Genomic DNA, 22,747 nt, shown 5'->3' with positions numbered 1-22,747 from the left:
AGTTTTTAACGATGTTGTCGCCATACCCAATCCAGGAACAGGGCGCAGCAGGTTTACCATTACAACACCCCAACCTGCTCAATCAACTCCAGAAAAGGCTTTTTCTGACTTATGCTGATGGGTAACTGGTGGTTCCCGATAGACACTACGTTGTTCTGTATGAAGTTGATCTTGTGCAGGTTAACCAGGTACGACCGATGAATCCGCAGAAACTGCCGGGAGGGAAGTACCTCCATCAGCCGCGAAAACGACTGTAGCACAATGTGTTTGGCGGTTTCGGTATAAATCCGCAGATATTCGCCCAACCCCTCCACAAACAGAATATCATCGAAATTGAGCCGGATAACTTTATAATCTGATTTGACAAAGAAAAACGGCATCTGTGGCGCTCGCTGAATTGAGTTCATGCCCAGGCTCATCGTGTTTTTTGCCAGCACTTCCCCAAGTTGCCGGCTCAGGTGCATGGGCTGAACCTCGTCGGATAGAAAGCCCGAAGCGCCCAGCCCAAACGCATCGGCGGCTACGGCCCGATTGGTGCTGCATACCAGAAAAGGGGGGCAGAAATCCATCTGCTGAAGAAATAGAAAGTCTTTGACAGCCAATTGATTAACAACCAGAAAGGCCAGGTTGTAATCCTCCTCGCGCAGCCGCTGTTCAAACTGCTTCACTTCATTCACAACGCGGATTACCTGCCCGGAGGCTACGCTATGCAACCCTCGTTTGAGCCATCGGCCCGAGTCGTAGGTCTCTTCATAAATCAAACAATTGAGCGATTCCAGGGTGTCGGTCGTCATGTTCCGTTGGCTGAACGATTGGGTCTGTTTACTGAACGATTCGGTGCGTTGGTTGAATCGTTCAACGGGTTTTTCTCTTAGACGTCGTCTTTACTGTAAATCCTACGGCAGCAAGTCACTTAAAAACCAACTTACTTTATGAAACTCAAAAAAAGCGTGGCCATCAGCGAAAATGGCTTTGTTTTCAACGCATCGCGGGGCGATTCGTTCTCCACCAACCCCGCCGGAACCCAGATTCTGGACTGGCTGCGGGACGGAAAAACCGATAAAGACATGATGGGCCTGCTGCTGGAAAAATACGAAATCGACGAAGCCACCTGCGAGAAAGATCTGTATGATTTCATTAACATGCTGAAACAACAAAACCTGGTCGAAGCCTGAACGTATGAGAAAGATACCAGTAACCATCGCTGTCACGGGTCTCAACAATTCCGATAATCCCGGCCCCGGCATTCCCGTTATCCGTAGCCTGCGCGAAAGCCGACACCTCGACGTTCGGATTATTGGGCTGTCTTACGAAAACCTCGAACCCGGCATTTATATGGATGAGATGGTCGATATGGTCTATTCCATTCCGTACCCGTCGCTGGGCCACGAAACGCTGCTGTCGCGCCTGGCCTACATTCACGAACAGGAAGACCTCGATGTGATTATTCCCAATTTCGATGCCGAACTGTTTAGTTTTATCAAAATCAGCGACGTTCTGGATCAGATGGGCATTCGGACACTGTTGCCAACGCAGGAGCAGTTCGATGCCCGGCTGAAAGGCAAACTGGTTGAATTTGGCGAACGCTTCAACATCAGTGTACCCAAAAGTCTCACCGTTTTCAATGCCGACGAACTGACACAGGCTCTGGGCGAATTCAGCTATCCGGTGGTGGTGAAGGGTAAGTTTTACGAAGCTTACATGGCAAATACCGCCGAACAGGCACACGGCTACTTTTATAAACTGGCCGCCAAATGGGGAACGCCAGTTATTCTTCAGCAATTTATTAAAGGGCAGGAATATAATGTTACAGCCCTCGGCGATGGCAAAGGACGACTGATTGGGGCCGTGCCGATGCGGAAAACCTACATTACATCGAACGGTAAAGGTTGGGCGGGCGTGTCGATTGACGACGACGAGTTGCTCGATATGGCTCGTGAGGTGGTTACGCAAACCCGTTGGGGCGGTGGATTAGAACTCGAACTGATAAAGGAGGACAGCACGGGCGATGTCTACCTGATCGAAATAAATCCCCGTTTCCCGGCCTGGGTCTACCTGGCGGCTGCCTGCGGCCAAAATCACCCCGAAATGCTGGTGCGGCTGGCCATCGGCGACGATGTAGACCCACAGGAGGACTATGAAGTAGGCAAAATGTTCGTTCGCTACTCCTGGGATATGATCTGCGACATGAGCCGTTTTCAGGAAATCGCTACCACCGGCGAAGTCGCCATCCGCCCCCTGGAACTGGTGTAGCCATTCACACTTTCACTCATTCACTCTTTAAACATGTTGACCTTAGAACGAATCAACTACGAACGCCCGGTCATTAAGCAGCTTAATGCGGGTGTCACCAGCAAATTTGGGGCGCAAACGGGCTTCATTCCCCATACCCACATCGACGGCGTGTCCGTCAAAGACCTGACCGCTAAATTCGGCTCGCCCCTGTTCGTGATTTCGGAGCGGACTATCCGTCAGACGTATCAGTCGGCCTACAACGCCTTTGCCAATCGGTATCCGAACGTGCAGTTTGCGTGGTCGTACAAGACTAACTACATGAATGCCGTTTGCCGGGTGTTTCATCAGGAGGGTTCCTGGGCCGAAGTGGTGTCGCGGTTTGAGTATGAAAAAGCCCTGGCAAACGGCGTACCGGGCGACAAAATTATTTTTAACGGCCCCGACAAAACCGCCGACGACCACCGCGTGGCCATTCTGAACAACTCGCCCATTCACATCGACCATTTCGACGAATTATATGGATTGATTGAGGTCAGTACCAAACTTGGCAAACGCCCCAAAGTGGCCATCCGGGTAAACATGGATACGGGCGTGCAACCCATGTGGGATCGCTTTGGTTTCAATTACGAAAACGGGCAGGCGTGGGATGCCATCACCAAAATTATCCAGACCGACAAGATGGATCTGGTTGGGCTGCACTGTCACATCGGAACGTTCATGCTTACCACCAGCGCCTATGGGGTGGCGGCCTCGAAAATGGCCGACCTCGCCCTGAACATCAAACGGCAGTTTGGGTTAGACATCCAGTATCTGGACATGGGTGGTGGATTTGCCTCAAAAAACACGCTGAAAGGGGCTTATCTGAGTGGCACCGACATTACCCCCTCGTTCCATGAGTATGCCGAACAAATCTGCACGACGCTGGTTGAAGCCGGATTTCGGTCGGAGGAGTTGCCGCTGCTGATTCTGGAAACGGGTCGGGCGTTAATTGACGATGCGGGGTATCTGCTCGGTACCGTACTGGCTAACAAGCGGTTAGCTGATGGGCGACGGGCCACCATCATGGATTTTGGGGTTAACCTGCTCTTTACGTCGTTCTGGTATGAACACGCGGTATCGCCCGCGCAGGATTGCAGCCAGTATGCCGAAGACGCGATTCTGTATGGCCCCCTCTGCATGAACATCGACGTAGTGCGCGAAAACGTGAAACTGCCACCCCTCAACAAAGGCGATCAGATGGTTGTCCATCGGGTGGGGGCCTACAATATGACCCAATGGATGCAGTTTATTTCGCTTCGCCCCAACATTGTGCTGATTGATATGGAGGGGGAGCCGCACCTCATTCGCAAGCACGAAACCGTTGCCGATCTCACTCAGTTGGAATCGACCCCAGTTCATCTGGAATCGTTCGATTTATAAGTCATCTTACTCCCTTCGTTCATGAAAGATACCGTCAAAACCCTCCTTGAAGGGGTACTGCACAGCTATGCACAATTATTTTTCACGCAGAGTAACGTAACGGGCTTGTTCGTGCTGGCCGCTTCCTTCACAAATCCACAGGTGGGCCTGTGGGGGTTAACAGGAGCCCTGGTTTGTAATGTATTGGGGCTGTTGCTCAGAACCAATCGGGATTTGCTGAAACAGGGTATGGTTGGCTACAATGGGGTGCTGGTTTCGCTTGGGATGGCATCGGCACTACAGGTTAATGGCGCATTTTTCGGCCTGTTTGGGGTAGCCTGTGTGCTAACGGTATGGTTGTCCATTGCCTTTTTTCATCAGATGGGACGCGCCAATCTGCCTTCGCTGAGCCTGGCTTTTCTGGGCGCCTATTGGGTGGTTATGATGGCGGTAGCGGGTTTTTCGGAACTTCATTCCCAGCCAATTTCCTCCGAAATGCCGGCGCACTGGTATGATGTTGGGCAGCAGTGGCCCCTGCCCGATTGGGTGCGGTACTACCTGCAATCGCTTGGGGGGATTTTGTTTCAGGGCAACGTAGTGGCCGGGTTGTTGATTGTGGCGGGTCTTGTATGGGCCTCCCGCATCAGCTTTACGGTATCGGTGCTGGGGTTTCTGGCAGGCTATGGCTTCTTTAGTGCCCTGGGTGGTAATCCTATTCACATCAGCGACCACTTTATCGGCTTCAATTTTATCCTGACGGCCATTGCCCTGGGCGGTTTCCTGTACATCCCCAACTGGCGCACCTACGCCCTTACTTACGGTGCTCCTGATGCTGGTGGTGGTGCTGCTGACCGTGGCGGGAACAAACCTGTTCGCCAGCGTGGGTGTCCCCATTCTGTCGCTGCCATTCGTGACGGGGGTTCCGCTGGTGCTGTACGTACTCCGCAGGGGAGGTCGGATTTCGGGCATTGATGAGGTGACCTACCAGCAGTATTCGCCCGAACTAAACCTCTACTCGTTCCGAAATCACCAGCAACGGTTCGGTAAATCGACTTACGTAGAAATTGGGTTGCCGTTTTTTGGCGAATGGGCTGTTTATCAGGGCTATAATGGCAACTATACCCACAAGGACGCCTATCGGTTTGCCTGGGATTTTGTGATTCGGGATGCCCGTGGAAAAACCTTCCGGACCAGTGGCATCACCGCCGATGACTACTACGGCTACAACATGCCGGTGGTAGCACCCGCTTCGGGCTATGTGGTTACCCTTGTCGACGGCATCGAAGACAACCCCATCGGCAACATGAACATCAGGGAAAACTGGGGAAACGCCATCGTTATCAAACACGCCGAGTACCTGTATTCCAAGATTGCTCACCTGAAAAAAGACAGTTTCGTGGTCAAACCGGGCGATTATGTCCGCAAGGGCGACGTAGTGGGCGCATTGGGTAATTCGGGGCGGTCGCCGGAGCCGCACATCCACTTTCAGGTGCAGGCCACCCCCGACGTAGGCGCGCCGACGATTCAGTACCCGATTACGTATTTCCTGCTGAAAAACAACCAGGAGATCAGCTTAAAAAGCTACGATGTGCCCCAGGAAAACCAAACGATTGCCAACATCCGTACTACGTCGCTCCTGCGCGAAGCCTTCGGATTCAGGCCGGGTCAGGTGTTACGCTTTCAGGCCGAAACCGACACCGAACGCGTTGAGGAAGAATGGATGGTAGGCACCACGAGCCTGAACCAGTCGTATCTGTACTGTGCCGCTACCGACTCAACCGCGTACTTTGTTAACGATGGAACGATGTTTTATTTCTCATCGTATAGTGGCCCCCGGTACACACTTCTGTACTATTTCTATCTGGCTGCGTATAAGGTAATGCTGGGCTATTACCGGCATACGACTATCGACGATGTGATTCCACTTCATCAGATCGATACAGGTATGGGTCGACTGGTGCAGGATTTTGTGGCGCCGTTTGCCATCTATCGGCAGTATCACTACCGACTCGCCTACGGTCAGATGGACAACTACCTCCGTCCGAAAACCATGCAGATGCAATCATCGGTGAAGCGGGAAGTGCTCGGAAAAGTGCGGGAACTGTATGATTTTGAGGTATTGATCGACCATAACCGGGTAAACCAATTCACCATCCGGCACAAAAATCGTACCCTGACCGCCCGTCAGATCCCGCCGATTATGGAAGAAGCTGAAACGTCGATCACCTCCGTTTTACAAGAGGAATTCGTATGAAAAAAACGTTTATAGTCCTTTCCACTGCCTGCCTTGTTGGGAGTGTGGTTCAGGAGGGGGTTGCCCAGGAAAAGCCCGATTACCTCAGCATTGAAGCCTCGGTGCAGGAAGCCTACGGGCATCGGGATTGGCGCAAAGTACTGCAAATCAGTAAGCTGGCTATCGACAATCGAATCGACTATCTGGGTTTACGACAGCGGGCGGGTATTGCCAGCTTTTGGCGGGGCGATTTCAGGCAAAGTACCCGGCACCTGACCATAGCCCGCCAGTTCGACCATCGCGATTCGACTTCGCTGGAATACCTGTATTACAACCTGTTGTATGACAGGCGACCTGCCGAAGCGGCAGCCCAGGCCGATGAGTTACCGAGTGCTCAACAACGTCGGCTGGGCATTCGGCCCCGCCAGTTCATTACGTCGCTGACCGTGGAAAGTGGAATCAAAATCAGTTCGGTTCCCAATCAGGTGGGCAATGCTGCGTATGTTACGGTTGGCCTGGCGCATCGGATTAGCCCGTTGGTTCATGTGTATCAATCGGTGAGCAGGATTTCACAACTGTTCGGGAATGACCTCCAACTCAATCAGATTCAGTATTATGCCCGTTCCGATCTGCGTGTTTCACCCAATTGGTTGATTTCGCCGTCGCTGCACTGGTTCTCGGTGAAGGGCACCGGAACCACCCTCACCGACCTGCGCCAGCGTGGAACCGTAGTTCACCTGGATGTGACCCGCAGCGGGAATGGCTGGAAACTGTTTCCCTTGCTGACGTATTCGCAAATCAGCAATTCGATGCAAGCTGCCTCAACCGGCGAACCGTCAACAACCGGCGGAAACCCCGGTTCCGAACGTCAATGGCAACTGGGGCTGGGGGGCGAGTATGCCATGCATCGGGTACGGTTTCAGGGGAGTTATGAACTACAGCTAAAAGCCCTATCCAGCATCTGGAGCCCCCTCTGGAACCTGAACGCAACGTTTACGGCCTCACCGACATTGAGCATTCGGGCTGGCTATGGGTCATACAACACGACCAATTTTCTGGAATCGGCTACGTCCATTGTCAACAACGCCCCCGACCCGACGCTCAACAAATCGACCCTGATGGTTAACTGGGGCGTTGGCAAACGAACCTCGCTGTATGTGCTCGGTCAGTATGAACAGAAGCGTTCATCCATTATGAATCAAAATTACCACTACCTGACTGCTTCGGGTGGTTTCACAATCCATTTTTAAGCTCGTTAAAACACCTTATCACGATGAAAACCACGCAAAAAATCGCCCTGATTCTTGTTCTTAGCCTCATTTCACGGGCTTCTCTACAGGCTCAAACGCTGACGGCCTTTAGGGAAAGTTATACGCTGGAAGCCAAAAAGGACTATAAACAGGCCATCGCAGCGTTGAAGAAAACCAACGACGATTCGTATGAAGTCAATTTGCGGCAGGGCTGGCTGCATTACCTGGCGGGTTTATTGCCCGAATCGGTTGATTACTACGAAAAAGCCATTACCCAGCGACCAACCTCCATTGAAGCCCGTTTAGGCTATGTCCTGCCTGCTTCGACACTAAACCACTGGGATCAGGTAACGGAGCAGTACCAGGCTGTTTTACGGCTTGACCCGAACAATACCGTAACCAATTACCGGATGGGGCTTCTGTTTTATTACCGCAAAGAGTACAAAAATGCCGACGTGTATTTTACTAAAATTCTCAAACTCTATCCGTTCGATCACGATAGTTTGCTTATGCTCGGCTGGACCAAATATAGGCTGGGGCAGGGCAACGAAGCCCGTGGCCTATTTAACCGGGCCTTGCTGAACACGCCAACCGACACGTCGGCCGCGCAGGGATTGGCTACGCTGAAGCAGTGAAGTAGCGCATGCTGTGTGCCTGACTGGCCTGAGAGAAGCCTTCTGGATTGTCCAGAAGGCTTCTCTCAGGTAGTTGGCTACTTAAGATCGTGCAGGCTGCAGCACCGTGTACCGTTGTTGCAGCAGGTAATACCCGCCAAACAGCACAGCGCTAAAGCACAAGTCGCCCAGCAGGCCATTCAGAAAGAACGACGTGCCGTTATAGAACGCCAGCCCGGCGGCATAGCAACCCATCAGGCCCGCCAGCGTTTGGGGGTAGTAGGTACTGCCCTCCCAGACGGCAAAGTTGGTCGTCAGAAAGAATACCAGCGACGACAGCAGCGACGCGACGGCAATGCGCGTGGCGGTGGGCCGACGCAGCGCATACAGGCCCAACAGCCACGTCAGGCCAAAACAGGCATATACCGCGCCCATGCTGCTGTGAAACCCAATCAGCGCATCGCTCACAAGCATGGCGGCTAAAGGCGCCACCAACCCCAGCCATTTTCGCTCAAACGTAGCCGCGCCAAACAAGGCCAGGGCGGCCACGGGCGTGAAGTTTGGCCAGTGGGGCAACATACGAAACAAGGCGGTGGTCAGCACAATGACCGTTAGGGTGGCTAAGCGAATATGAAGCGGCTTCATGGGTAAAATCAACGATTAATTAGTGTATCAGGCAGGCTATGCCCACGTCAGGGTGGGTTTATCACGGCTCTGGAATCGGAGCCGTGATAAACTACGTGTCCGGCAAAGGTAACTCCATAAACAGATACAGCAAAGTCCGAAGGATACCCCCGTGCGAAACAATACGGATGGGTGGCCTGTAAACCAGGCTGCCACTTAGTTTGCCGAGTAGTGTTGCAGGTAAGCAATGAGTCGCTCGAAATGCAGTTGTTCATACGGATTCTGCGTCATACGGATGAGCAGATGCCGATAGCTGTCAATGAGTTCGTCGAAATGCGGATTATGGTTCAGCCGGGCCGCAATCAGCCCTTTATAGCAGCGGTGCGTCTGATTATAGACATACTGGCAGGGTTGGATGGGGTGTTCATTGAGCAGCCGGTCCAGGGTTGGCAGGGAGCAGGCCGTTTCCAGAAAATTGAACCCCTGCGTGGTAAAGAACTGCTCAATCTGCAGGCAGACATCGGCAAGTTCTTCTGCTGAATGAATTTTGTAGCGAAAATAGTGAAACCCACTAAATCGTCCGACCGAGACAATCAGCGTATTGGCATCGAGCCGGAAATCGGGGAGATTGTTCAGAAACTGCTGGGCTATTTGTTCTATCTGCTCATTTCGGCAGCCAAAATTTACATCCAGCACCGTGTCGACGCTATAAAACACCGACGACAGCATAATATTCTGGAAGCCGCTGTCGGTTTGTCGCCGATACTGTTTTTTTTCTGGTAACAAGCTAAAGGCATGGCTCTCAAAAAAGGGAGTCAGGAGTTGATACAGGCTCGTTTCAAAAGGAGTGAGCGTCATCAGCGTGCCGCGATGCCAGCAAAAAACAGTCGGCTGGATAGCGGCATAACCCGTTTAGAGCAAATAAGTTTTGGCAACTAATCGAGCCTGGTCAATTTCGAGGAATTTCCCGCCACGATACGGCAAAAAAATCCGCGCATCCAGGCGCTCAATCTGGCTTGTCGTGCTAAACGCCGAACTAAAGGCTATAAACTTTAGTTAAGCAGCTACACGCCTGCAACCGGGCAATCAATTTGGGGACGACCGGAATTGACAGCTTGCTGAGGTCGCGTGTAAGCATGCCGGGAGTTGACGGAATTTCCCGCCCCAACAAATCGTCAAACCAATAAGTGGCGAATATAACTACGCCATGGCTGCCTAATCCGGAGGATTAAGCATTAGCCATTGTCTCCCTGGCCTACGTGCTGCTGGCTGGATCAGGGGGCATCGACTCGCAGCGCTGGCTCAGTTTATGGTGTTAACGGCTGAGTAAGACACAAGCACCTAAGGATGAGGCCAGGCTTGGTATGCACCAGGCCGATTCCCGACAATCCCAAGTATACCTAAGCATGTAGAACGCACGACGGGTTCCTTGACTGGACGAGGGTTCAAATCCCTCCGTCTCCACTAACACCAGCTAAAAGGCTGTTTATCAACGATAAACAGCCTTTTGCTATGTATAGCCTACTAAATTTAACAAATCGCTTAACAGTATCCACTAGGCAACCTGCCGAAAAAGGCACAACCACAATCCACCGTACCGACTTTGTAAACTCTACGACTATGACCCCGCCAAAACGTGGCTACTTGAGTTCTACCAGTGGAATGTAGCTACCCAAAAGAAAGCGCGTCGATTCTTTTCCAGGTTCAACCACGGTAAAGACCCGAAGAAACGATTAGTTGAAGCCGAAAAGTGGGAACGCTTCATAAACCAGCAAGTAGAGAAAGGCGCGGTGTATAATCCCGAACTAAAGAACCAGCCAGCACCGGCCCCGCCCAGGAAAGTTCCGACGTTTACAGAAGACCTTGCCGCTTAGCTGGCTTATTAAAAACCAGTCTTAGCCGAAACACCCGTTAAATTTCTGCTGCGAACGTAACAGAAATTTAGCGGGTGTTTCGATAAACTATCCGTGAAGGGTAGATGTTAGCCGCTGCAATAGGGCAGAACCTTTTTTTAGAGTATAGGCTTATCGGCTACCGTTTTTTGTTTTTCGTCTTCCTGGTAAATGGCCGGTGGTGAACGTAAATAAACAACAACAAACCCGTCGCTAATTCGTATAATCTTGTGCAGTGGGATAACGAACTAAGGTCTTAACCTGACAAACGCAATGGGCGATGTGGGAAAGGCTGATTTAACCGGAGTATATTAATTAACTTTAATTTCTTTTTTCGCAGGCAGACTATTTATATTTGCACGCTAACTACTAATTACCATTAAATCAACTACCGAATGAAAGCTAAACAGATACGATTTTTTTCTCTTACTGAAAATAGCGAAACCAAAAAGAAAGAGAAAAAAAATAGTGTTAAGTCGACACCGGCTACCGGCTATATCTCATCAACGGGTAAACTGGTATTTCCTGACAAAGCCATTGCCAAAATAGGTGTTGATCCGCAAAACCAGCGCTTTAAGGTCGGAACTCAGGAAGGCAAGCGAAAAATTAAATCACTTTATCTGATTCCGGGAAATGACGAACAGGACGAGACATTTGAACTCGTAAAAGCGGCTAAAAGTTACGGCATCTCGTTGCCGTACATTTTGCAAAAAGGAGGCATCGACTATGCAAAAGGCAAGTATGGCTTTACCGTTAAATCGTTTGAGTATGGCGATAATGTGACAGGGTATGAACTAAAGCTTAGCGATCAAAGCGATAAACCCGCCTATACAGGAAAACCAAGAGGCCGTAAACCATTGCCTAAATCGACCGAAGATTAATTGGAAAGTACGCCGTATAGGATCAATAGTATAGCAACAGGATCTGATAAAAAAAGCGGATAAACAGTCCGCTTTTTTTATAATCAATCCGGTATTAACTGGCAGTGGGTACGATCATTTTTATTAGTATTCGGTAGCCATACTGCGACCACCGTTACGGAACCAACCGGTAAAGCTATTCGCTATCAACTAAAATACATGCCGTTAAATTCGATCAATATAAGGTGAACCTGCTTTCTAACGGGGAGGTGTGCGTCACTGATTTAGTCGTATCGTCTTGCGGATGGATGCGGTTTTTGGTCTTGAAAAAACGAATGCGCCCGCCCGGTTGTCTCTTCTATGACCCGCGACCAACTTAACGACCTCATTCGACAGGGTGAACATACCCGGCTGGAGTTTAAGCGATCGATTTCGGTGGCTTACCGCATCGCCCGAACCCTGGCCGCTTTTGCCAATACCTCGGGCGGAACCCTGCTTATTGGCGTTGCCGACGATGGCCGGATTGTGGGCGTATCGTCGGAGTTTCGCGAGATGGGTAAACTTGAAGAAGCAACCGACCAGTACCTGCAGCCAACCCTGACCATCAGCTATGAAACACTCTCGCCCGACGGTCGTCTGGTGCTCGTCGTCAGTGTGCCGGAAAGTGATGAGAAACCCCATTATGTGGTCGATGACGCCGGTAAGCGCACGATTTACGTGCGGGCGAAGGATAAGTCGGTGCCGACAAATAAACTCATCAGCACGCCGGATATGGCTGATGCTGAGTTAGTCAAATCGCCGGTGGCGCGAACCCTGATTCAGTATTTGCGGAAGAACGACGACATCACCGCCGATAAGTTCGCCAAACTCAGTAACATGTCTGCCTACCGGGCGGGCAAACTTCTCCGCCAGTTTGCCGGGCGGGGGCTGCTTGTCCTGATTGATAAACCCCGGCCCGTGCGGTATGCACTTAAACTGGCTGAATAATCCTGTCGTATCTTTGCCCGCATGACACGTTCGGACCAGGTGATCACCAAAGAAAGTATCGCAGCGTATTTCCGGCAACTGCAGGACCAAATCTGCCGGTCGCTCGAAGAGGCCGATGGCGCTGCCTCGTTTCGGGAAGATGTCTGGGAGCGGCCGGGTGGGGGCGGAGGTCGCTCGCGCACCCTCACCGGCGGGTCCGTTATTGAAAAAGGGGGCGTTGGTTTCTCGGCGGTACACGGCGACGCCACCGACGCCACCCTGCGTTCGTTAAACCTGACGGGTCAGCAGGCTGGCTCCCCCCCAACTTTTTACGCCACGGGGGTTTCCATTGTGCTGCATCCGCTCAACCCCATGGTGCCCATTATTCACATGAACGTCCGGTATTTCGAGCTGAGTACCGGCCACAACTGGTTCGGTGGCGGCATTGATTTAACCCCCCATTATGTGGTCGACGATGACGCCCGTTGGTTTCATCACCACCTTAAAACCGTATGCGACCGCCACCATCCGACCTACTATCCGAGGTTTAAGCCCTGGGCCGACGATTATTTTTTTATTCCCCATCGGCAGGAAACGCGGGGCATCGGGGGTATTTTCTTCGACTACCTCAAACCGACGGATGCCGGCACCGGCGGGCCCGCCGGTGCCGGAGCGGTCAGCAAAGCCGACTTGTTTGCGTTTGTGCAGGGGGTAGGCAGCGCATTCGCGCCGATCTACACCCACTTTATGCACAAAAACCGAGACCTGCCGTTTGGCGAGCGGGAAAAAAGCTGGCAACTGCTGCGCCGGGGACGGTATGTCGAGTTCAACTTAGTGTGGGACCGGGGCACCAAATTTGGGCTGGAAACCAATGGCCGCACCGAATCCATCCTGATGAGTATGCCCCCCCAGGCCAACTGGACCTACGATTTCCGGCCCCAGCCCGGCAGCCCTGAAGAGCAAACCTTGCGCCTGCTTCGGAAGGGCATAGCGTGGGTATAGCTACTGCGCTTTGGCGCCCGTTTGTTCGCCACTGTGCAGTTTGGTGAGTTTGGTCGCGTCGTAGTCCTGCTCGCTGGGATTGTCCTCACTACTGCTCACACAGGTAACAGTCCAACCGTTGTTTTTAACGGCTTTTACGGTCATCGGCGAACTGCCATCGAGCAGGGCAACCTGGTCGCCGGGCTGGAATCCAGTGGGGGTATCGGCCATGAGATTAGGCTTGGTGAATGGGGGGTGAGTCTACTTGATTTTTTCATCCATGGCAGTGATGCGTTCCATGTGCTTTTGCAGGGTTGGCAGCGTTTTGACGGCAAAGGCCTTTACATCGGCGTCCGTTTTAGCATCTTCAGCGGCTTTGGTAAACAAATCAATGTCCTTTTTGTGGTCATCGACCATCATGCTGACGTATTTCTTATCAAAGTCGGCCCCCGATAGCTTAGCCATATCGTTAACGTGTTTTTGCTCTTCCTCGCCCAGGGCGGTTGGCAGGGTAATGTGTTTACTGACGGCTAAGGCTTTCATTTCGTCGTTTGCCTTCGTGTGATCCATCACCATCATGGCGCCAAACTCCTTTACATCCTTACTGGCGGCTTTTTCCTGCGCCATCCGGCCTAATTCAACCTCCAGCATGCCGCCGTTAGCGGCTTTCACCGCAAACTCGTTGGTGTCCTCCGTCTGACCCGTGCCAGCCTCTTCTTTGGCCTCATTACTTTCTTCGGCATTTTCAACACTGTCCGTATTTTCCTTCTTTTTATCGCCACAGGCCTGAAAACTCAGGGCGCCAATGGTCAGTAAGACGAAAAGGCTTAGCTTTTTCATAACATCGTTGTTAATTGGTGAACAAAGTGGTAAACGGAATAAGAGCCATTTGGTTAGCAGAAATTAGTCTATGGACTTGTTGGACGGAATTTTATTTTTACCAGACAAAATTCGTGTCTATAGCAATGCGTTTATCAGACCGTACAGCGCTTGTTTTTTTGGCCCTGAAAGGTATTTTGGCCACCCGATTCTTCGAAATTGACGACCAGACTGGGTGCAAACGCGAACAACTCGCCGGCGTGTTCGACAGGTCGCTAAAAACATTGCAGCGGTACGAGCGGAAGCAACGGAAACTTAACCCGCAGGACAGCGAGAAAGTACGTAACTGAATCGCCCTCTTTCAAACGGGCGAGTCTGGGTTTGGCGCTGCCGACGCCTTCCGGCGATGGATGGATGAACCCGCCTACGGGTTGGGAAACCAGATTCCATTCAACCTGCTCCACACATTGGGCGGTATTGATGATGTTGCCGTGTACACGCCCGTTTATCAGTAAGTTTTACTTGAAATAGAATTGTATTTCAGGTAGATGATACCGATTGCGCTTCGTCTGTTTTTTTTAGGTTTTGGCGGGCTGCGTTTCAGCGCAATATCAGCCATTCTGACCTGTTTTTACGGGATTGTTCTGTTTTGTCCCGAAAAATTTGTATATTTGTCTATAGAGCGGTTTACAGCAATTGTGTGAACCGGAATAGTAATTTTCTGCGAAACTCCTTTTATAACATGGCGGAAGAAAATCCCGACCTCGAAGCACCCAGTAACATTATTCCCATCAACATTGAGGACGAAATGCGGGGCGCCTACATTGACTATTCAATGTCGGTCATCATCTCGCGCGCCCTGCCCGATGTTCGTGACGGCCTCAAGCCGGTTCACCGGCGGGTCTTGTTTGGCATGGCTGAACTGGGTGTCAGTTACAACAAACCCCATAAGAAATCAGCCCGTATTGTTGGGGAAGTACTGGGTAAATACCACCCCCACGGCGACTCGTCCGTCTATGATACCATGGTGCGGATGGCCCAGGACTGGTCCCTGCGGTATCCACTCGTCGACGGCCAGGGGAACTTCGGCTCCATCGACGGGGATTCGCCCGCGGCCATGCGCTATACCGAAGCACGGCTGAAGCGCATTGCCGATGAACTCCTCAATGACATCTATAAAGAAACGGTTGACTTTCAGCCCAACTTCGATGACTCGCTCCAGGAACCTACGGTGATGCCGGGTAAACTGCCCAACCTGCTGCTCAATGGTTCATCGGGCATTGCGGTGGGCATGGCCACCAACATGGCCCCCCATAACCTGACCGAAGTGGTAGATGGCATCATGGCCTACTTAGACAATAGTGACATCACCATCGAGGAGTTGATGCACTACGTGAAAGCCCCTGACTTTCCGACGGGCGCTACCATCTATGGTATGGAGGGCGTGAAGTCGGCCTTCATGACGGGTCGCGGACGGGTGGTGATGCGGGCACACGCCACCATCGAAGAAAACAAGGGCAAAACCCAGATCATCGTGACGGACGTGCCGTACATGGTCAATAAAGCGATGATGCTCGAAAAAACGGCTGAGATCATCAACGAGAAAAAGATTGATGCCCTGTCGGGAATTTCGGCTTTCCGGGATGAATCCGACCGCGACGGGCTTCGGGTGGTGTATGACCTGCGGAGAGATGCCATCCCGAATGTGGTCCTCAATAACCTTTATAAACACACGGCCCTGCAGTCGTCGTTCAGCATCAACAACGTGGCCTTAGTGAAGGGGCGGCCTATGGTGCTGAATCTGAAAGACATGATGAAGTACTACGTCGAGCACCGCTTCGAGGTAGTGACCCGCCGGACGCAGTACGAACTGCGCGAAGCCGAAAAACGGGCGCACATTTTAGAAGGCTTATTGATCGCCCTCGATAACATCGACGCGGTTATTAACCTGATTCGTTCCTCGCGCGACCCCGAAGTTGCCCGCACGGGCCTGATGGCGCAGTTTTCCCTGAGCGACCTTCAGGCAAAAGCCATTCTGGAGATGCGGCTGCAGCGCCTGACGGGGCTGGAGCGGGATAAACTCCAGGCGGAATTTGACGAATTGATGCGCGAAATCACGGACTATCGAGAGATACTGGCCAGTGAAGTACGCAAACGGCAGATTATTAAAGAAGAACTGACCGACATTCGCGCCCGCTACGGCGACCCGCGCCGGACGGAAATCAACCCGCTGGGTGACGGAAACATCAGCGACCTGTCGCTGATTGCCGATGAGGACATGGTCATTACCATCTCGCACGAAGGCTATATTAAACGAACCCCCACCACCGAGTACCGCTCGCAGAGCCGGGGGGGAGTCGGGGCGAAGGCCGTGGCAACGAAGGACGAAGACTTTACCGAGCACCTGTTCACGGCCACCATGCACAACATGCTGCTGGCCTTTACCCAGAAGGGGCGGCTCTACTGGTTGCCGGTCTATGAACTGCCCGAAGGCTCCCGTACCTCGAAAGGGCGGCCATTGGCCAACTTTATCAATATTGAATCGGACGATAAGGTTCGGGCGGTGATTAATGTGAGTGATCTCAAAAACGAGGACTACATCAACAATAATTACATTGTGATGTGTACGCGGAAGGGCACCATTAAAAAGACCATGCTGGAAGCCTACTCGCGCCCGCGTCAGAACGGCATCATCGCCATCACGATTGATGAGGAGGACCAGCTCATTGGCGTTTGCATGACCAATGGCGACAATGAAATCATCATTGCTTCGAGTGCGGGTAAAGCCGTTCGTTTCCACGAAAGCCGCGTGCGGCCAATGGGACGCACGGCGGGTGGCGTTCGGGGCATCTCGCTCGATGACGAGGACCCCACCGATCACGTTGTTGGCATGGTGTGTATTGCCTCGCCGGAAACCCAGCTATTGGTCGTTTCCCGCAATGGCTACGGCAAACGCTCGGAGATTGACGGCTACCGGATTACAAACCGGGGGGCGAAAGGCGTTGGTACGCTGAAGGTGACGGAAAAAGTAGGCCGCTTAGTGGCGGTGCTCGACGTGGCCGATAACGATGACTTGATGATTATCAATAAATCAGGAATTGCCATTCGAACGCCGGTGGATGCTATCAGCATCATTGGCCGCAACACGCAGGGCGTTCGGTTGATTAGCCTGCGCGATGGTGACGAAATCTCGTCGGTAACGAAAATAAAGCAGGAAGAAGGGGAGGAGGGGACCCCCGTCGAGGTGGACGTCGTCGGTGAATAAGTTAGAAAAAAGAAGGCGGGTTGAGCCGTCTGTGCTGATGAACAATCAGCGCGGGCGGCTCAAACAATTTACCATCTGTCATGCTTATACCGACAGATTCCGTACTTTCGTTATTGAATATAAACACAACCCCATTTTACACATGAAACAAGTTTTTTTAGTTCTCCTGGCATGTTGTCTATCTGTAGGTGTACATGCCCAGAATCAGGGAGGAGCGGCTACCACATTAGATGCTGCCGCTATGGATGCCGCTAAGAAGGACAAAGAGAAAAGCGACAAGGATATTACGGATGCGAAAGCGGCTGCCAAAGCCAGTACCTGGCTGGAGCGGGCTAAAACGTATCAAACGATAGCCGCCCAGTACATTCGGGTTGATTCAACGGCAGCCACAACGGCGTATGACGCGTTCAAAAAAGTAATGGAACTCGACAAGGATAAAAAAGGCGGTCCAGGCAAATTGGCGAAAGAAGCCGAGGAGGCTTTGAAAGGCCAGGCCATGTATGGTGCGTTTATGCAGCAGGGGGTCGCTAAGTTTCAGAATAAAAATTACGCTGAAGCCATCAAGTCAATGTCGATGGCGGGTGATATCAACCCAAAAGACACACTGGCCCCGTTGTATACGGCCATTGCTGCCCAGCAGATCAAAGATAACGCAACGGCTAAAACCCAGTTGGAGAAATACATCGCCGGTGGGGGTAAAGATGCCGCCATTTATGGATCGTTAGCCATGCTGTATCGGAGTGATAACGAACTCGATAAGGCCCTGGCTGCCTTAGACAAAGGCATTGCCCTGGCCCCGGCGAATAAAGATTTAGCCAACGAAAAAATCAACATCATGCTCACCAGCAACCGGATGGATGACGCCATTGCGAGCATGAAGCAGATGATTGAGAAAGACCCGAGTAATGTCCAGAACATCGTCAATCTGGGCATTGTTTATGACAATACGGCCAGCAAGATGAAAGAAGAAATTCGCAAACTGGAAGTTGAAGCCAGGAAAGGGGGAACAGCAACCAAACAACTGGCTGATGCCAAAGCGCTCCTGGAGACCTATACCGGTGAAGCCTCCCGGCTGAGTGCGTCAATGAAGAAGCAACCGAAAAATGCCGATTTAAAGCGTCAGTTAGCCGATGTCCAGAAACGAGCGACTGAGCAGAAAGCTGAAATTGCCAAACTGGATGCTTCGGTGAAAGAAGCATCCTCGAATGCGTCGGGTGCAGCCGATGCCGAGAAGAAACTGGTTGATTTGCGGCAGAAGCAGATGGAGCAGATGACCATGGCAAAGGATTATTATGTCAAGGCGCTGGCGGTGGATCCGAACAATTACGATGTCAACTTTAACTTAGGCGTGTATTATTACAACGAAGGTGCCGAGTTGAATAAGCAGTTGTCCAACATGGACGTGAAAGAATACCAGGCGAAAGGCAAGGAGATTGAGGGTAAAGTCTGTGGTAAGTTTAAGCAGGCGCTGCCGTATTTCACCAAAGCCAAGTCGATAAAAGATGAGGCTGACGTCAATGACAACCTGACGAATCTGCAAAATATTTTAAAGCAGTATGAAGAGAAGAAAGTCGTTTGCGTCGATAGCAAATAGAGTATAGACAGGGCCGGTGCCTGCGGGTGCCGGCCTTATTTACGAACCCTCTACTTAACATAATATAAATTATACAACAAAATTCCAGGGTGACCCGCAGGCTGTCAACGCGGGTATAGATAACGTATCCACGTGGAACACTAAAGGCTTGCTTTACAGGAAGTTAAGCACTACTTAAGGTGAAATGCCCTCAATGGCAACCGGAAGGCGGTTTTTACGGCAATTAGTGGCGACCTAACCTGGAATAACAAGGCTACGGGAGAAACAACGTTACGGCCAGGAAAGCCTGCCAACGCAGCGGGTTTATAGCACGCTAATTGCGCCAGTGCACCTCCGGCTGTCAGCCCGGTCCCGCCAGGGGTTTACCCCTTATTTCGTTGTCAAGTGGCTGGCGTGTATTCCCGAAATGACCCGTCGGAGTAAAAAATCAGAATTCGTTCAACCCTCCTGTCAGCTATTGACCCCAAGGCTGACTCAGTCGTCGGTGCACCCATATCAACCGAACTGGCGGGTAACAACGCCGTGGGTGGAATCTCGTGGCGCTGGCTGCGGATGGTTGCTGGCTGTGGTGGATAAGGTATCGACGGCTGGCCAGGCAGTGAGCGGTCGCCCCGATCAGCTACCGGGCGACCGGCTCCCCGGTTGGCATAGCCTGGCGAAAAAAATTGACCGCTCGATGAATTCTCTTCTTCCATAATCCATTCATAGCCAAGTTCTGGAAAACGGCGAATTATTTTCTGGATAATATCGAAACTTGGGCGATTCCGCCCGGATAGAATATGCGAAATACTGGATCGCTGCACACCAATTTCATCGGCGAAATACGAGGGAGTCAGGTTCTTGTCGATCAGAATCTGTTTAATTTTGTCATTTATAGTCATACTGTATAGACCGTTGTTGAAGACTTAAGACGCACATTATTTACAAATATAGATGTAAAATGGTATTGATTAGGGTCGTACTTTAAGTAATTTACAAAAAAACCAACATACACAGTTGTGTGTATGTTGGTTAACATGCCTTCAGTTTATTAACTTATAAATACATTGTAAACATTTGATTATGTAAATTTAATCTTAACTTATGTATCGATTTTATACAAACTTATATTGTAACATTGTTTTCGCGTAGTGCCTCGTTTAGCGAGGTTTTCAAATCAGTTGATGATTTGCGCTGGCCGATAATAATCGCACAGGGAACATGGTATTCGCCCGCCGGAAACTGTTTAGCATAACTGCCTGGAATAACGACCGAATTAGCAGGAACGAATCCCTTATAGTCTACGGGTTTAGCACCCGTTACGTCGATAATCTTTGATGAGCCGGTAATAGTAACCCCTGCGCCCAGCACGGCTCGTTTTCCAATACGTGCTCCTTCAACGACAATGCAGCGTGAGCCAATGAAAGCGCCGTCTTCGATAATGACCGGTGCCGCCTGTGGCGGTTCCAGCACCCCGCCTATTCCAACGCCCCCGCTGAGGTGAACATCTTTCCCAATCTGAGCACAACTCCCTACCGTCGCCCAGGTATCGACCATCGTGCGTTCATCCACATACGCACCAATGTTGACGTAGGAGGGCATCAGAATTACACCGGGTGCCTGATACGAACCGAACCGTGCTACGGCTGGTGGTACGGCCCGCACGCCAGCTTCGGCAAAATTTGTTTTTAGTGGGATCTTGTCATTAAAGGAGAATATTCCTACCTCCTCAGACTTCATTTGCTGACTGATGAAGTAAAGCAGAATCGCTTTCTTGACCCACTCGTTAACCGTCCATTCATCTGAATCAGACGTGGGGGGCGTGGCCACGCGCAGTTCCCCCTTATCTAATTTATTAATTACGTCTTTAATCAACTGGATGGATTCAGGATTGGCTAATAAGTCACGGTTGGCCCAGATAAGCTCAATTTGGTTGGTCATAAAGATAAAGTAAAGATTTATAGATAATGATGTAATTTCTTGATAATCAGTTAATTAATTTTTTAGACAAAATATTATATTGTTGTACATCAATAGTATAGTGTCAACGTTTTTTGCCTTATCAAAGGTACTAACAAGACATGTATAGTTGAAATATAAGCGGTCAAATTATTTTATAACTGAGTAAGAAGGCTTTAGGTTGCTTCATAGCTTATAACTCTGAAAACCCATTCATTAGAGGAGGCTTATCGCAATCAATTTGGAATGTGTGTTCCTGGTGGGATCCTGGCAGGTACTTGATCCAATTGCATGAGGATAGGCATGAGGAATGGGTTGTATAGCCCTTAATTATCTAAAGAAAAGCAGCCCGCTGCCCAATGTTGATTAGCTCTGCCTCCTGGAATCTTTGTGACTATACCTGGATAAACCAATTATAAATGGGAAGCAGGTCTTGAAGGACGCTGTACTCACTAATATAGGAACTGGGTCTATCTGTATGGAGCTACTAAGAGACTTTGCCGCCCCTGTGGCGCAAGAGCATCATCTTTAACTGCGCCCTGGCCTTAACAACGTTTATTGACGTTCCTAAGCAGTAATGAAACGTAAATGACTAATTGAGAGCGTAGGTATAAAAATAGTATCACTGCCCCTATCTTGAGTAAAGCCGTCAATTGTTCGAGACGTATTATTTATTGCTAAACTATGGGTTTATGACTCTCCTACTCCCTTTTAAGTTAAAGCCATCACTACTTAGAACCACTACCCTATTGCTTATCCAGTCTATTAGTAACAGACTGGAAGGTTTTAGTATTTTACTGATTTAGTGTAGCAATTAGTAGTAATATGTATGAAAAATGCTATAAAAATTAGTAAAATAGGCTAAATATACTAATATTACTTAGCAAAATAGCCCTTAATTGCTAAATATTGATTCAATTGCTACAAATTACTAATTTTTTACATACCTTAAATACTAAAGTCCTGGTTCGTAGTAAGTAGTAAAAGGAATGTGCTTATAAATAGCTTATTTAATCAGTATATTTGGCCCCGAAAACAAATCAATTTTCTCTGTACATGGAAAAAATACGCGTTGCCATTAATGGGTTTGGTCGTATTGGACGGTTATCGTTCAGACGACTCCTTGAAAAAGAAAATATAGAAATAGTCGCCATCAACGACTTAACAGACAATGCGACGCTGGCGCACCTGCTAAAATATGATTCCGTTCATGGAAAATTCGCAGGCCAAGTTATGGCTGATAACGAAAGCCTGACGGTGAACGGCATTCGGATAAATGCCTACGCTGAGCGCGATCCTAAGAATCTTCCCTGGAAACAGTTACAGGTTGATGTTGTCCTGGAATCAACCGGGCGGTTTGTTGATGAAGCTGGTGCTGGTATGCACCTTCAGGCTGGGGCGAAAAAAGTAGTGATCTCGGCTCCGGCAAAAGGGAATATTCCGACTGTCGTTCTGGGCGTAAATGATGACACGCTGACGGGCAGCGAAACAATTATCTCAAACGCTTCCTGCACCACCAACTGCCTGGCTCCAATGGCCAAAGTATTGGACGATGTGTTTGGTATCGAAAAAGGCTATATGACAACCATACACGCCTACACTGCCGATCAAAATCTTCAGGATGCGCCCCATTCCGATTTACGCCGAGCGCGGGCGGCTGCCTTATCGATTGTGCCCACCTCAACAGGGGCGGCTAAAGCCGTTGGTCTGGTACTCCCCCAGTTGAAAGGAAAGTTGGATGGCAATGCGCTCCGTGTACCCACGCCCGATGGGTCACTCACCGATTTAACGGTTGTCCTGAAGCGGGAAACTACGGTTGACGAAATTAATAACGCCATGAAACAGGCGTCGGAAACAACTCTTGCGGGCTTGTTGGAGTATTGCGTTGACCCAATTGTATCCATTGACATCGTGGGTAATCCCCACTCCTGCATTTTTGACTCCCAATTGACTGCCGTTAATGGTACGCTGGCCAAAGTTGTTGGCTGGTACGATAATGAATATGGGTATTCAAGCCGGGTCGCTGACCTGATTGCAAAGCTTTTTTAACAATGTAATTCCAAAGGAAATTATCTAAT

General features: G+C 50.4%; 22 protein-coding genes and 1 other RNA gene. 16 read left to right on the top strand and 7 right to left on the bottom strand.

What is annotated here, in order from left to right; genetic code table 11:
* Positions 1-59: 59 nt before the first annotated feature.
* On the bottom strand, positions 60-794 hold the full coding sequence (locus ACYVI1_RS09355) for a LytR/AlgR family response regulator transcription factor (RefSeq protein ID WP_460909174.1): 735 nt from the start codon (positions 792-794) through the stop codon (positions 60-62).
* Between the two features lie 138 nt (positions 795-932).
* Between ACYVI1_RS09355 and ACYVI1_RS09350 the strand changes: the two genes are divergently transcribed.
* The 7 genes from ACYVI1_RS09350 (at position 933) to ACYVI1_RS09320 (ending at position 7,751) form a co-directional block, all read left to right on the top strand.
* Positions 933-1,175: a PqqD family protein gene (locus ACYVI1_RS09350; protein ID WP_460909172.1), complete on the top strand. Its 243-nt coding sequence runs from the start codon at positions 933-935 to the stop codon at positions 1,173-1,175.
* A gap of 4 nt (positions 1,176-1,179) precedes the next feature.
* Entirely contained in the window at positions 1,180-2,253 is a 1,074-nt protein-coding gene (locus ACYVI1_RS09345; RefSeq protein WP_460909170.1) for an ATP-grasp domain-containing protein, read from the top strand.
* Positions 2,254-2,286: 33 nt separating this feature from the next.
* The gene (locus tag ACYVI1_RS09340) at positions 2,287-3,654 is read left to right on the top strand and encodes a diaminopimelate decarboxylase (protein ID WP_460909168.1); all 1,368 of its coding nucleotides are present in this window, start codon (positions 2,287-2,289) and stop codon (positions 3,652-3,654) included.
* A 21-nt stretch (positions 3,655-3,675) separates the two neighbouring features.
* Entirely contained in the window at positions 3,676-4,605 is a 930-nt protein-coding gene (locus tag ACYVI1_RS09335; RefSeq protein ID WP_460909166.1) for an urea transporter, read from the top strand.
* Between the two features lie 256 nt (positions 4,606-4,861).
* On the top strand, positions 4,862-5,887 hold the full coding sequence (locus ACYVI1_RS09330) for a M23 family metallopeptidase (protein WP_460909493.1): 1,026 nt from the start codon (positions 4,862-4,864) through the stop codon (positions 5,885-5,887).
* Complete coding sequence (locus tag ACYVI1_RS09325) at positions 5,884-7,116, top strand: porin family protein (protein ID WP_460909164.1); 1,233 nt, start codon at positions 5,884-5,886, stop codon at positions 7,114-7,116. The genes ACYVI1_RS09330 and ACYVI1_RS09325 overlap by 4 nt, the downstream gene beginning before the upstream one ends.
* Before the next feature lie 23 nt (positions 7,117-7,139).
* Positions 7,140-7,751 (top strand): tetratricopeptide repeat protein, encoded by a 612-nt coding sequence (locus ACYVI1_RS09320; protein ID WP_460909162.1) that lies wholly within the window; start codon positions 7,140-7,142, stop codon positions 7,749-7,751.
* Between the two features lie 81 nt (positions 7,752-7,832).
* Here the strand turns inward: ACYVI1_RS09320 and ACYVI1_RS09315 are convergent, their stop codons facing one another.
* Complete coding sequence (locus tag ACYVI1_RS09315) at positions 7,833-8,375, bottom strand: DUF6580 family putative transport protein (RefSeq protein WP_460909160.1); 543 nt, start codon at positions 8,373-8,375, stop codon at positions 7,833-7,835.
* Positions 8,376-8,570: 195 nt separating this feature from the next.
* On the bottom strand, positions 8,571-9,212 hold the full coding sequence (locus ACYVI1_RS09310; RefSeq protein ID WP_460909158.1) for a hypothetical protein: 642 nt from the start codon (positions 9,210-9,212) through the stop codon (positions 8,571-8,573).
* A 235-nt stretch (positions 9,213-9,447) separates the two neighbouring features.
* Here ACYVI1_RS09310 and ssrA point away from each other — a divergent pair.
* The 4 genes from ssrA to hemF all read left to right on the top strand — a co-directional run bounded on the left by ssrA (position 9,448) and on the right by hemF (position 13,074).
* Positions 9,448-9,821, top strand: a transfer-messenger RNA (tmRNA) gene (gene ssrA / locus ACYVI1_RS09305).
* 820 nt (positions 9,822-10,641) lie between these two features.
* On the top strand, positions 10,642-11,127 hold the full coding sequence (locus tag ACYVI1_RS09300; protein WP_460909155.1) for a hypothetical protein: 486 nt from the start codon (positions 10,642-10,644) through the stop codon (positions 11,125-11,127).
* A gap of 339 nt (positions 11,128-11,466) precedes the next feature.
* Positions 11,467-12,093, top strand: coding sequence for an AlbA family DNA-binding domain-containing protein (locus tag ACYVI1_RS09295; protein WP_460909153.1), 627 nt, complete (start codon positions 11,467-11,469; stop codon positions 12,091-12,093).
* Positions 12,094-12,114: 21 nt separating this feature from the next.
* On the top strand, positions 12,115-13,074 hold the full coding sequence (gene hemF / locus ACYVI1_RS09290) for an oxygen-dependent coproporphyrinogen oxidase (RefSeq protein ID WP_460909150.1): 960 nt from the start codon (positions 12,115-12,117) through the stop codon (positions 13,072-13,074).
* On the opposite strand, the gene ACYVI1_RS09285 is transcribed toward hemF, so the two are convergent.
* Both ACYVI1_RS09285 and ACYVI1_RS09280 read right to left on the bottom strand, forming a co-directional pair.
* Positions 13,075-13,284 carry a hypothetical protein gene (locus ACYVI1_RS09285; protein WP_460909147.1) on the bottom strand — a complete coding sequence of 70 codons (210 nt, stop codon included), beginning with the start codon at positions 13,282-13,284 and terminating at the stop codon, positions 13,075-13,077. It abuts the gene before it with no gap.
* A gap of 30 nt (positions 13,285-13,314) precedes the next feature.
* Positions 13,315-13,893, bottom strand: a complete 579-nt coding sequence (locus ACYVI1_RS09280) for a DUF4142 domain-containing protein (protein ID WP_460909145.1) — start codon at positions 13,891-13,893, stop codon at positions 13,315-13,317.
* 125 nt (positions 13,894-14,018) lie between these two features.
* Between ACYVI1_RS09280 and ACYVI1_RS09275 the strand changes: the two genes are divergently transcribed.
* The 4 genes from ACYVI1_RS09275 to ACYVI1_RS09260 all read left to right on the top strand — a co-directional run bounded on the left by ACYVI1_RS09275 (position 14,019) and on the right by ACYVI1_RS09260 (position 18,731).
* Positions 14,019-14,222, top strand: a complete 204-nt coding sequence (locus ACYVI1_RS09275; RefSeq protein ID WP_460909143.1) for an antitoxin Xre-like helix-turn-helix domain-containing protein — start codon at positions 14,019-14,021, stop codon at positions 14,220-14,222.
* Positions 14,223-14,387, top strand: a complete 165-nt coding sequence (locus ACYVI1_RS09270; RefSeq protein WP_460909491.1) for an antitoxin Xre/MbcA/ParS toxin-binding domain-containing protein — start codon at positions 14,223-14,225, stop codon at positions 14,385-14,387.
* A 227-nt stretch (positions 14,388-14,614) separates the two neighbouring features.
* Positions 14,615-17,137, top strand: a complete 2,523-nt coding sequence (gene gyrA / locus ACYVI1_RS09265; protein ID WP_460909142.1) for a DNA gyrase subunit A — start codon at positions 14,615-14,617, stop codon at positions 17,135-17,137.
* Between the two features lie 142 nt (positions 17,138-17,279).
* A complete protein-coding gene (locus ACYVI1_RS09260) occupies positions 17,280-18,731 on the top strand; it encodes a tetratricopeptide repeat protein (RefSeq protein ID WP_460909140.1) in 1,452 nt (483 codons plus the stop codon).
* A 380-nt stretch (positions 18,732-19,111) separates the two neighbouring features.
* On the opposite strand, the gene ACYVI1_RS09255 is transcribed toward ACYVI1_RS09260, so the two are convergent.
* Together ACYVI1_RS09255 and ACYVI1_RS09250 are read right to left on the bottom strand one after the other, a co-directional pair.
* The gene (locus tag ACYVI1_RS09255) at positions 19,112-19,612 is read right to left on the bottom strand and encodes a helix-turn-helix transcriptional regulator (RefSeq protein ID WP_460909138.1); all 501 of its coding nucleotides are present in this window, start codon (positions 19,610-19,612) and stop codon (positions 19,112-19,114) included.
* 223 nt (positions 19,613-19,835) lie between these two features.
* Positions 19,836-20,651: a 2,3,4,5-tetrahydropyridine-2,6-dicarboxylate N-succinyltransferase gene (locus tag ACYVI1_RS09250; protein ID WP_460909137.1), complete on the bottom strand. Its 816-nt coding sequence runs from the start codon at positions 20,649-20,651 to the stop codon at positions 19,836-19,838.
* A gap of 1,074 nt (positions 20,652-21,725) precedes the next feature.
* On the opposite strand from ACYVI1_RS09250, the gene gap reads away from it, so the two are divergent.
* Entirely contained in the window at positions 21,726-22,718 is a 993-nt protein-coding gene (gene gap / locus ACYVI1_RS09245) for a type I glyceraldehyde-3-phosphate dehydrogenase (protein ID WP_460909134.1), read from the top strand.
* The last annotated feature ends 29 nt before the right edge of the window (positions 22,719-22,747 follow it).

The sequence above is a fragment of the Spirosoma areae genome (genome assembly GCF_054781775.1).
This window is presented reverse-complemented; position numbering and strand designations above follow the sequence as displayed.

Bases quoted from the DNA above. Each gene is read 5' to 3' on its own strand.
- ACYVI1_RS09355 (WP_460909174.1), bottom strand. From the start codon at position 794: ATGACGACCGACACCCTGGAATCGCTCAATTGTTTGATTTATGAAGAG.
- ACYVI1_RS09350 (WP_460909172.1), top strand. From the start codon at position 933: ATGAAACTCAAAAAAAGCGTGGCCATCAGCGAAAATGGCTTTGTTTTC.
- ACYVI1_RS09345 (WP_460909170.1), top strand. From the start codon at position 1,180: ATGAGAAAGATACCAGTAACCATCGCTGTCACGGGTCTCAACAATTCC.
- ACYVI1_RS09340 (WP_460909168.1), top strand. From the start codon at position 2,287: ATGTTGACCTTAGAACGAATCAACTACGAACGCCCGGTCATTAAGCAG.
- ACYVI1_RS09335 (WP_460909166.1), top strand. From the start codon at position 3,676: ATGAAAGATACCGTCAAAACCCTCCTTGAAGGGGTACTGCACAGCTAT.
- ACYVI1_RS09330 (WP_460909493.1), top strand. From the start codon at position 4,862: ATGCCGGTGGTAGCACCCGCTTCGGGCTATGTGGTTACCCTTGTCGAC.
- ACYVI1_RS09325 (WP_460909164.1), top strand. From the start codon at position 5,884: ATGAAAAAAACGTTTATAGTCCTTTCCACTGCCTGCCTTGTTGGGAGT.
- ACYVI1_RS09320 (WP_460909162.1), top strand. From the start codon at position 7,140: ATGAAAACCACGCAAAAAATCGCCCTGATTCTTGTTCTTAGCCTCATT.
- ACYVI1_RS09315 (WP_460909160.1), bottom strand. From the start codon at position 8,375: ATGAAGCCGCTTCATATTCGCTTAGCCACCCTAACGGTCATTGTGCTG.
- ACYVI1_RS09310 (WP_460909158.1), bottom strand. From the start codon at position 9,212: ATGACGCTCACTCCTTTTGAAACGAGCCTGTATCAACTCCTGACTCCC.
- ACYVI1_RS09300 (WP_460909155.1), top strand. From the start codon at position 10,642: ATGAAAGCTAAACAGATACGATTTTTTTCTCTTACTGAAAATAGCGAA.
- ACYVI1_RS09295 (WP_460909153.1), top strand. From the start codon at position 11,467: ATGACCCGCGACCAACTTAACGACCTCATTCGACAGGGTGAACATACC.
- hemF (WP_460909150.1), top strand. From the start codon at position 12,115: ATGACACGTTCGGACCAGGTGATCACCAAAGAAAGTATCGCAGCGTAT.
- ACYVI1_RS09285 (WP_460909147.1), bottom strand. From the start codon at position 13,284: ATGGCCGATACCCCCACTGGATTCCAGCCCGGCGACCAGGTTGCCCTG.
- ACYVI1_RS09280 (WP_460909145.1), bottom strand. From the start codon at position 13,893: ATGAAAAAGCTAAGCCTTTTCGTCTTACTGACCATTGGCGCCCTGAGT.
- ACYVI1_RS09275 (WP_460909143.1), top strand. From the start codon at position 14,019: ATGCGTTTATCAGACCGTACAGCGCTTGTTTTTTTGGCCCTGAAAGGT.
- gyrA (WP_460909142.1), top strand. From the start codon at position 14,615: ATGGCGGAAGAAAATCCCGACCTCGAAGCACCCAGTAACATTATTCCC.
- ACYVI1_RS09260 (WP_460909140.1), top strand. From the start codon at position 17,280: ATGAAACAAGTTTTTTTAGTTCTCCTGGCATGTTGTCTATCTGTAGGT.
- ACYVI1_RS09255 (WP_460909138.1), bottom strand. From the start codon at position 19,612: ATGACTATAAATGACAAAATTAAACAGATTCTGATCGACAAGAACCTG.
- ACYVI1_RS09250 (WP_460909137.1), bottom strand. From the start codon at position 20,651: ATGACCAACCAAATTGAGCTTATCTGGGCCAACCGTGACTTATTAGCC.
- gap (WP_460909134.1), top strand. From the start codon at position 21,726: ATGGAAAAAATACGCGTTGCCATTAATGGGTTTGGTCGTATTGGACGG.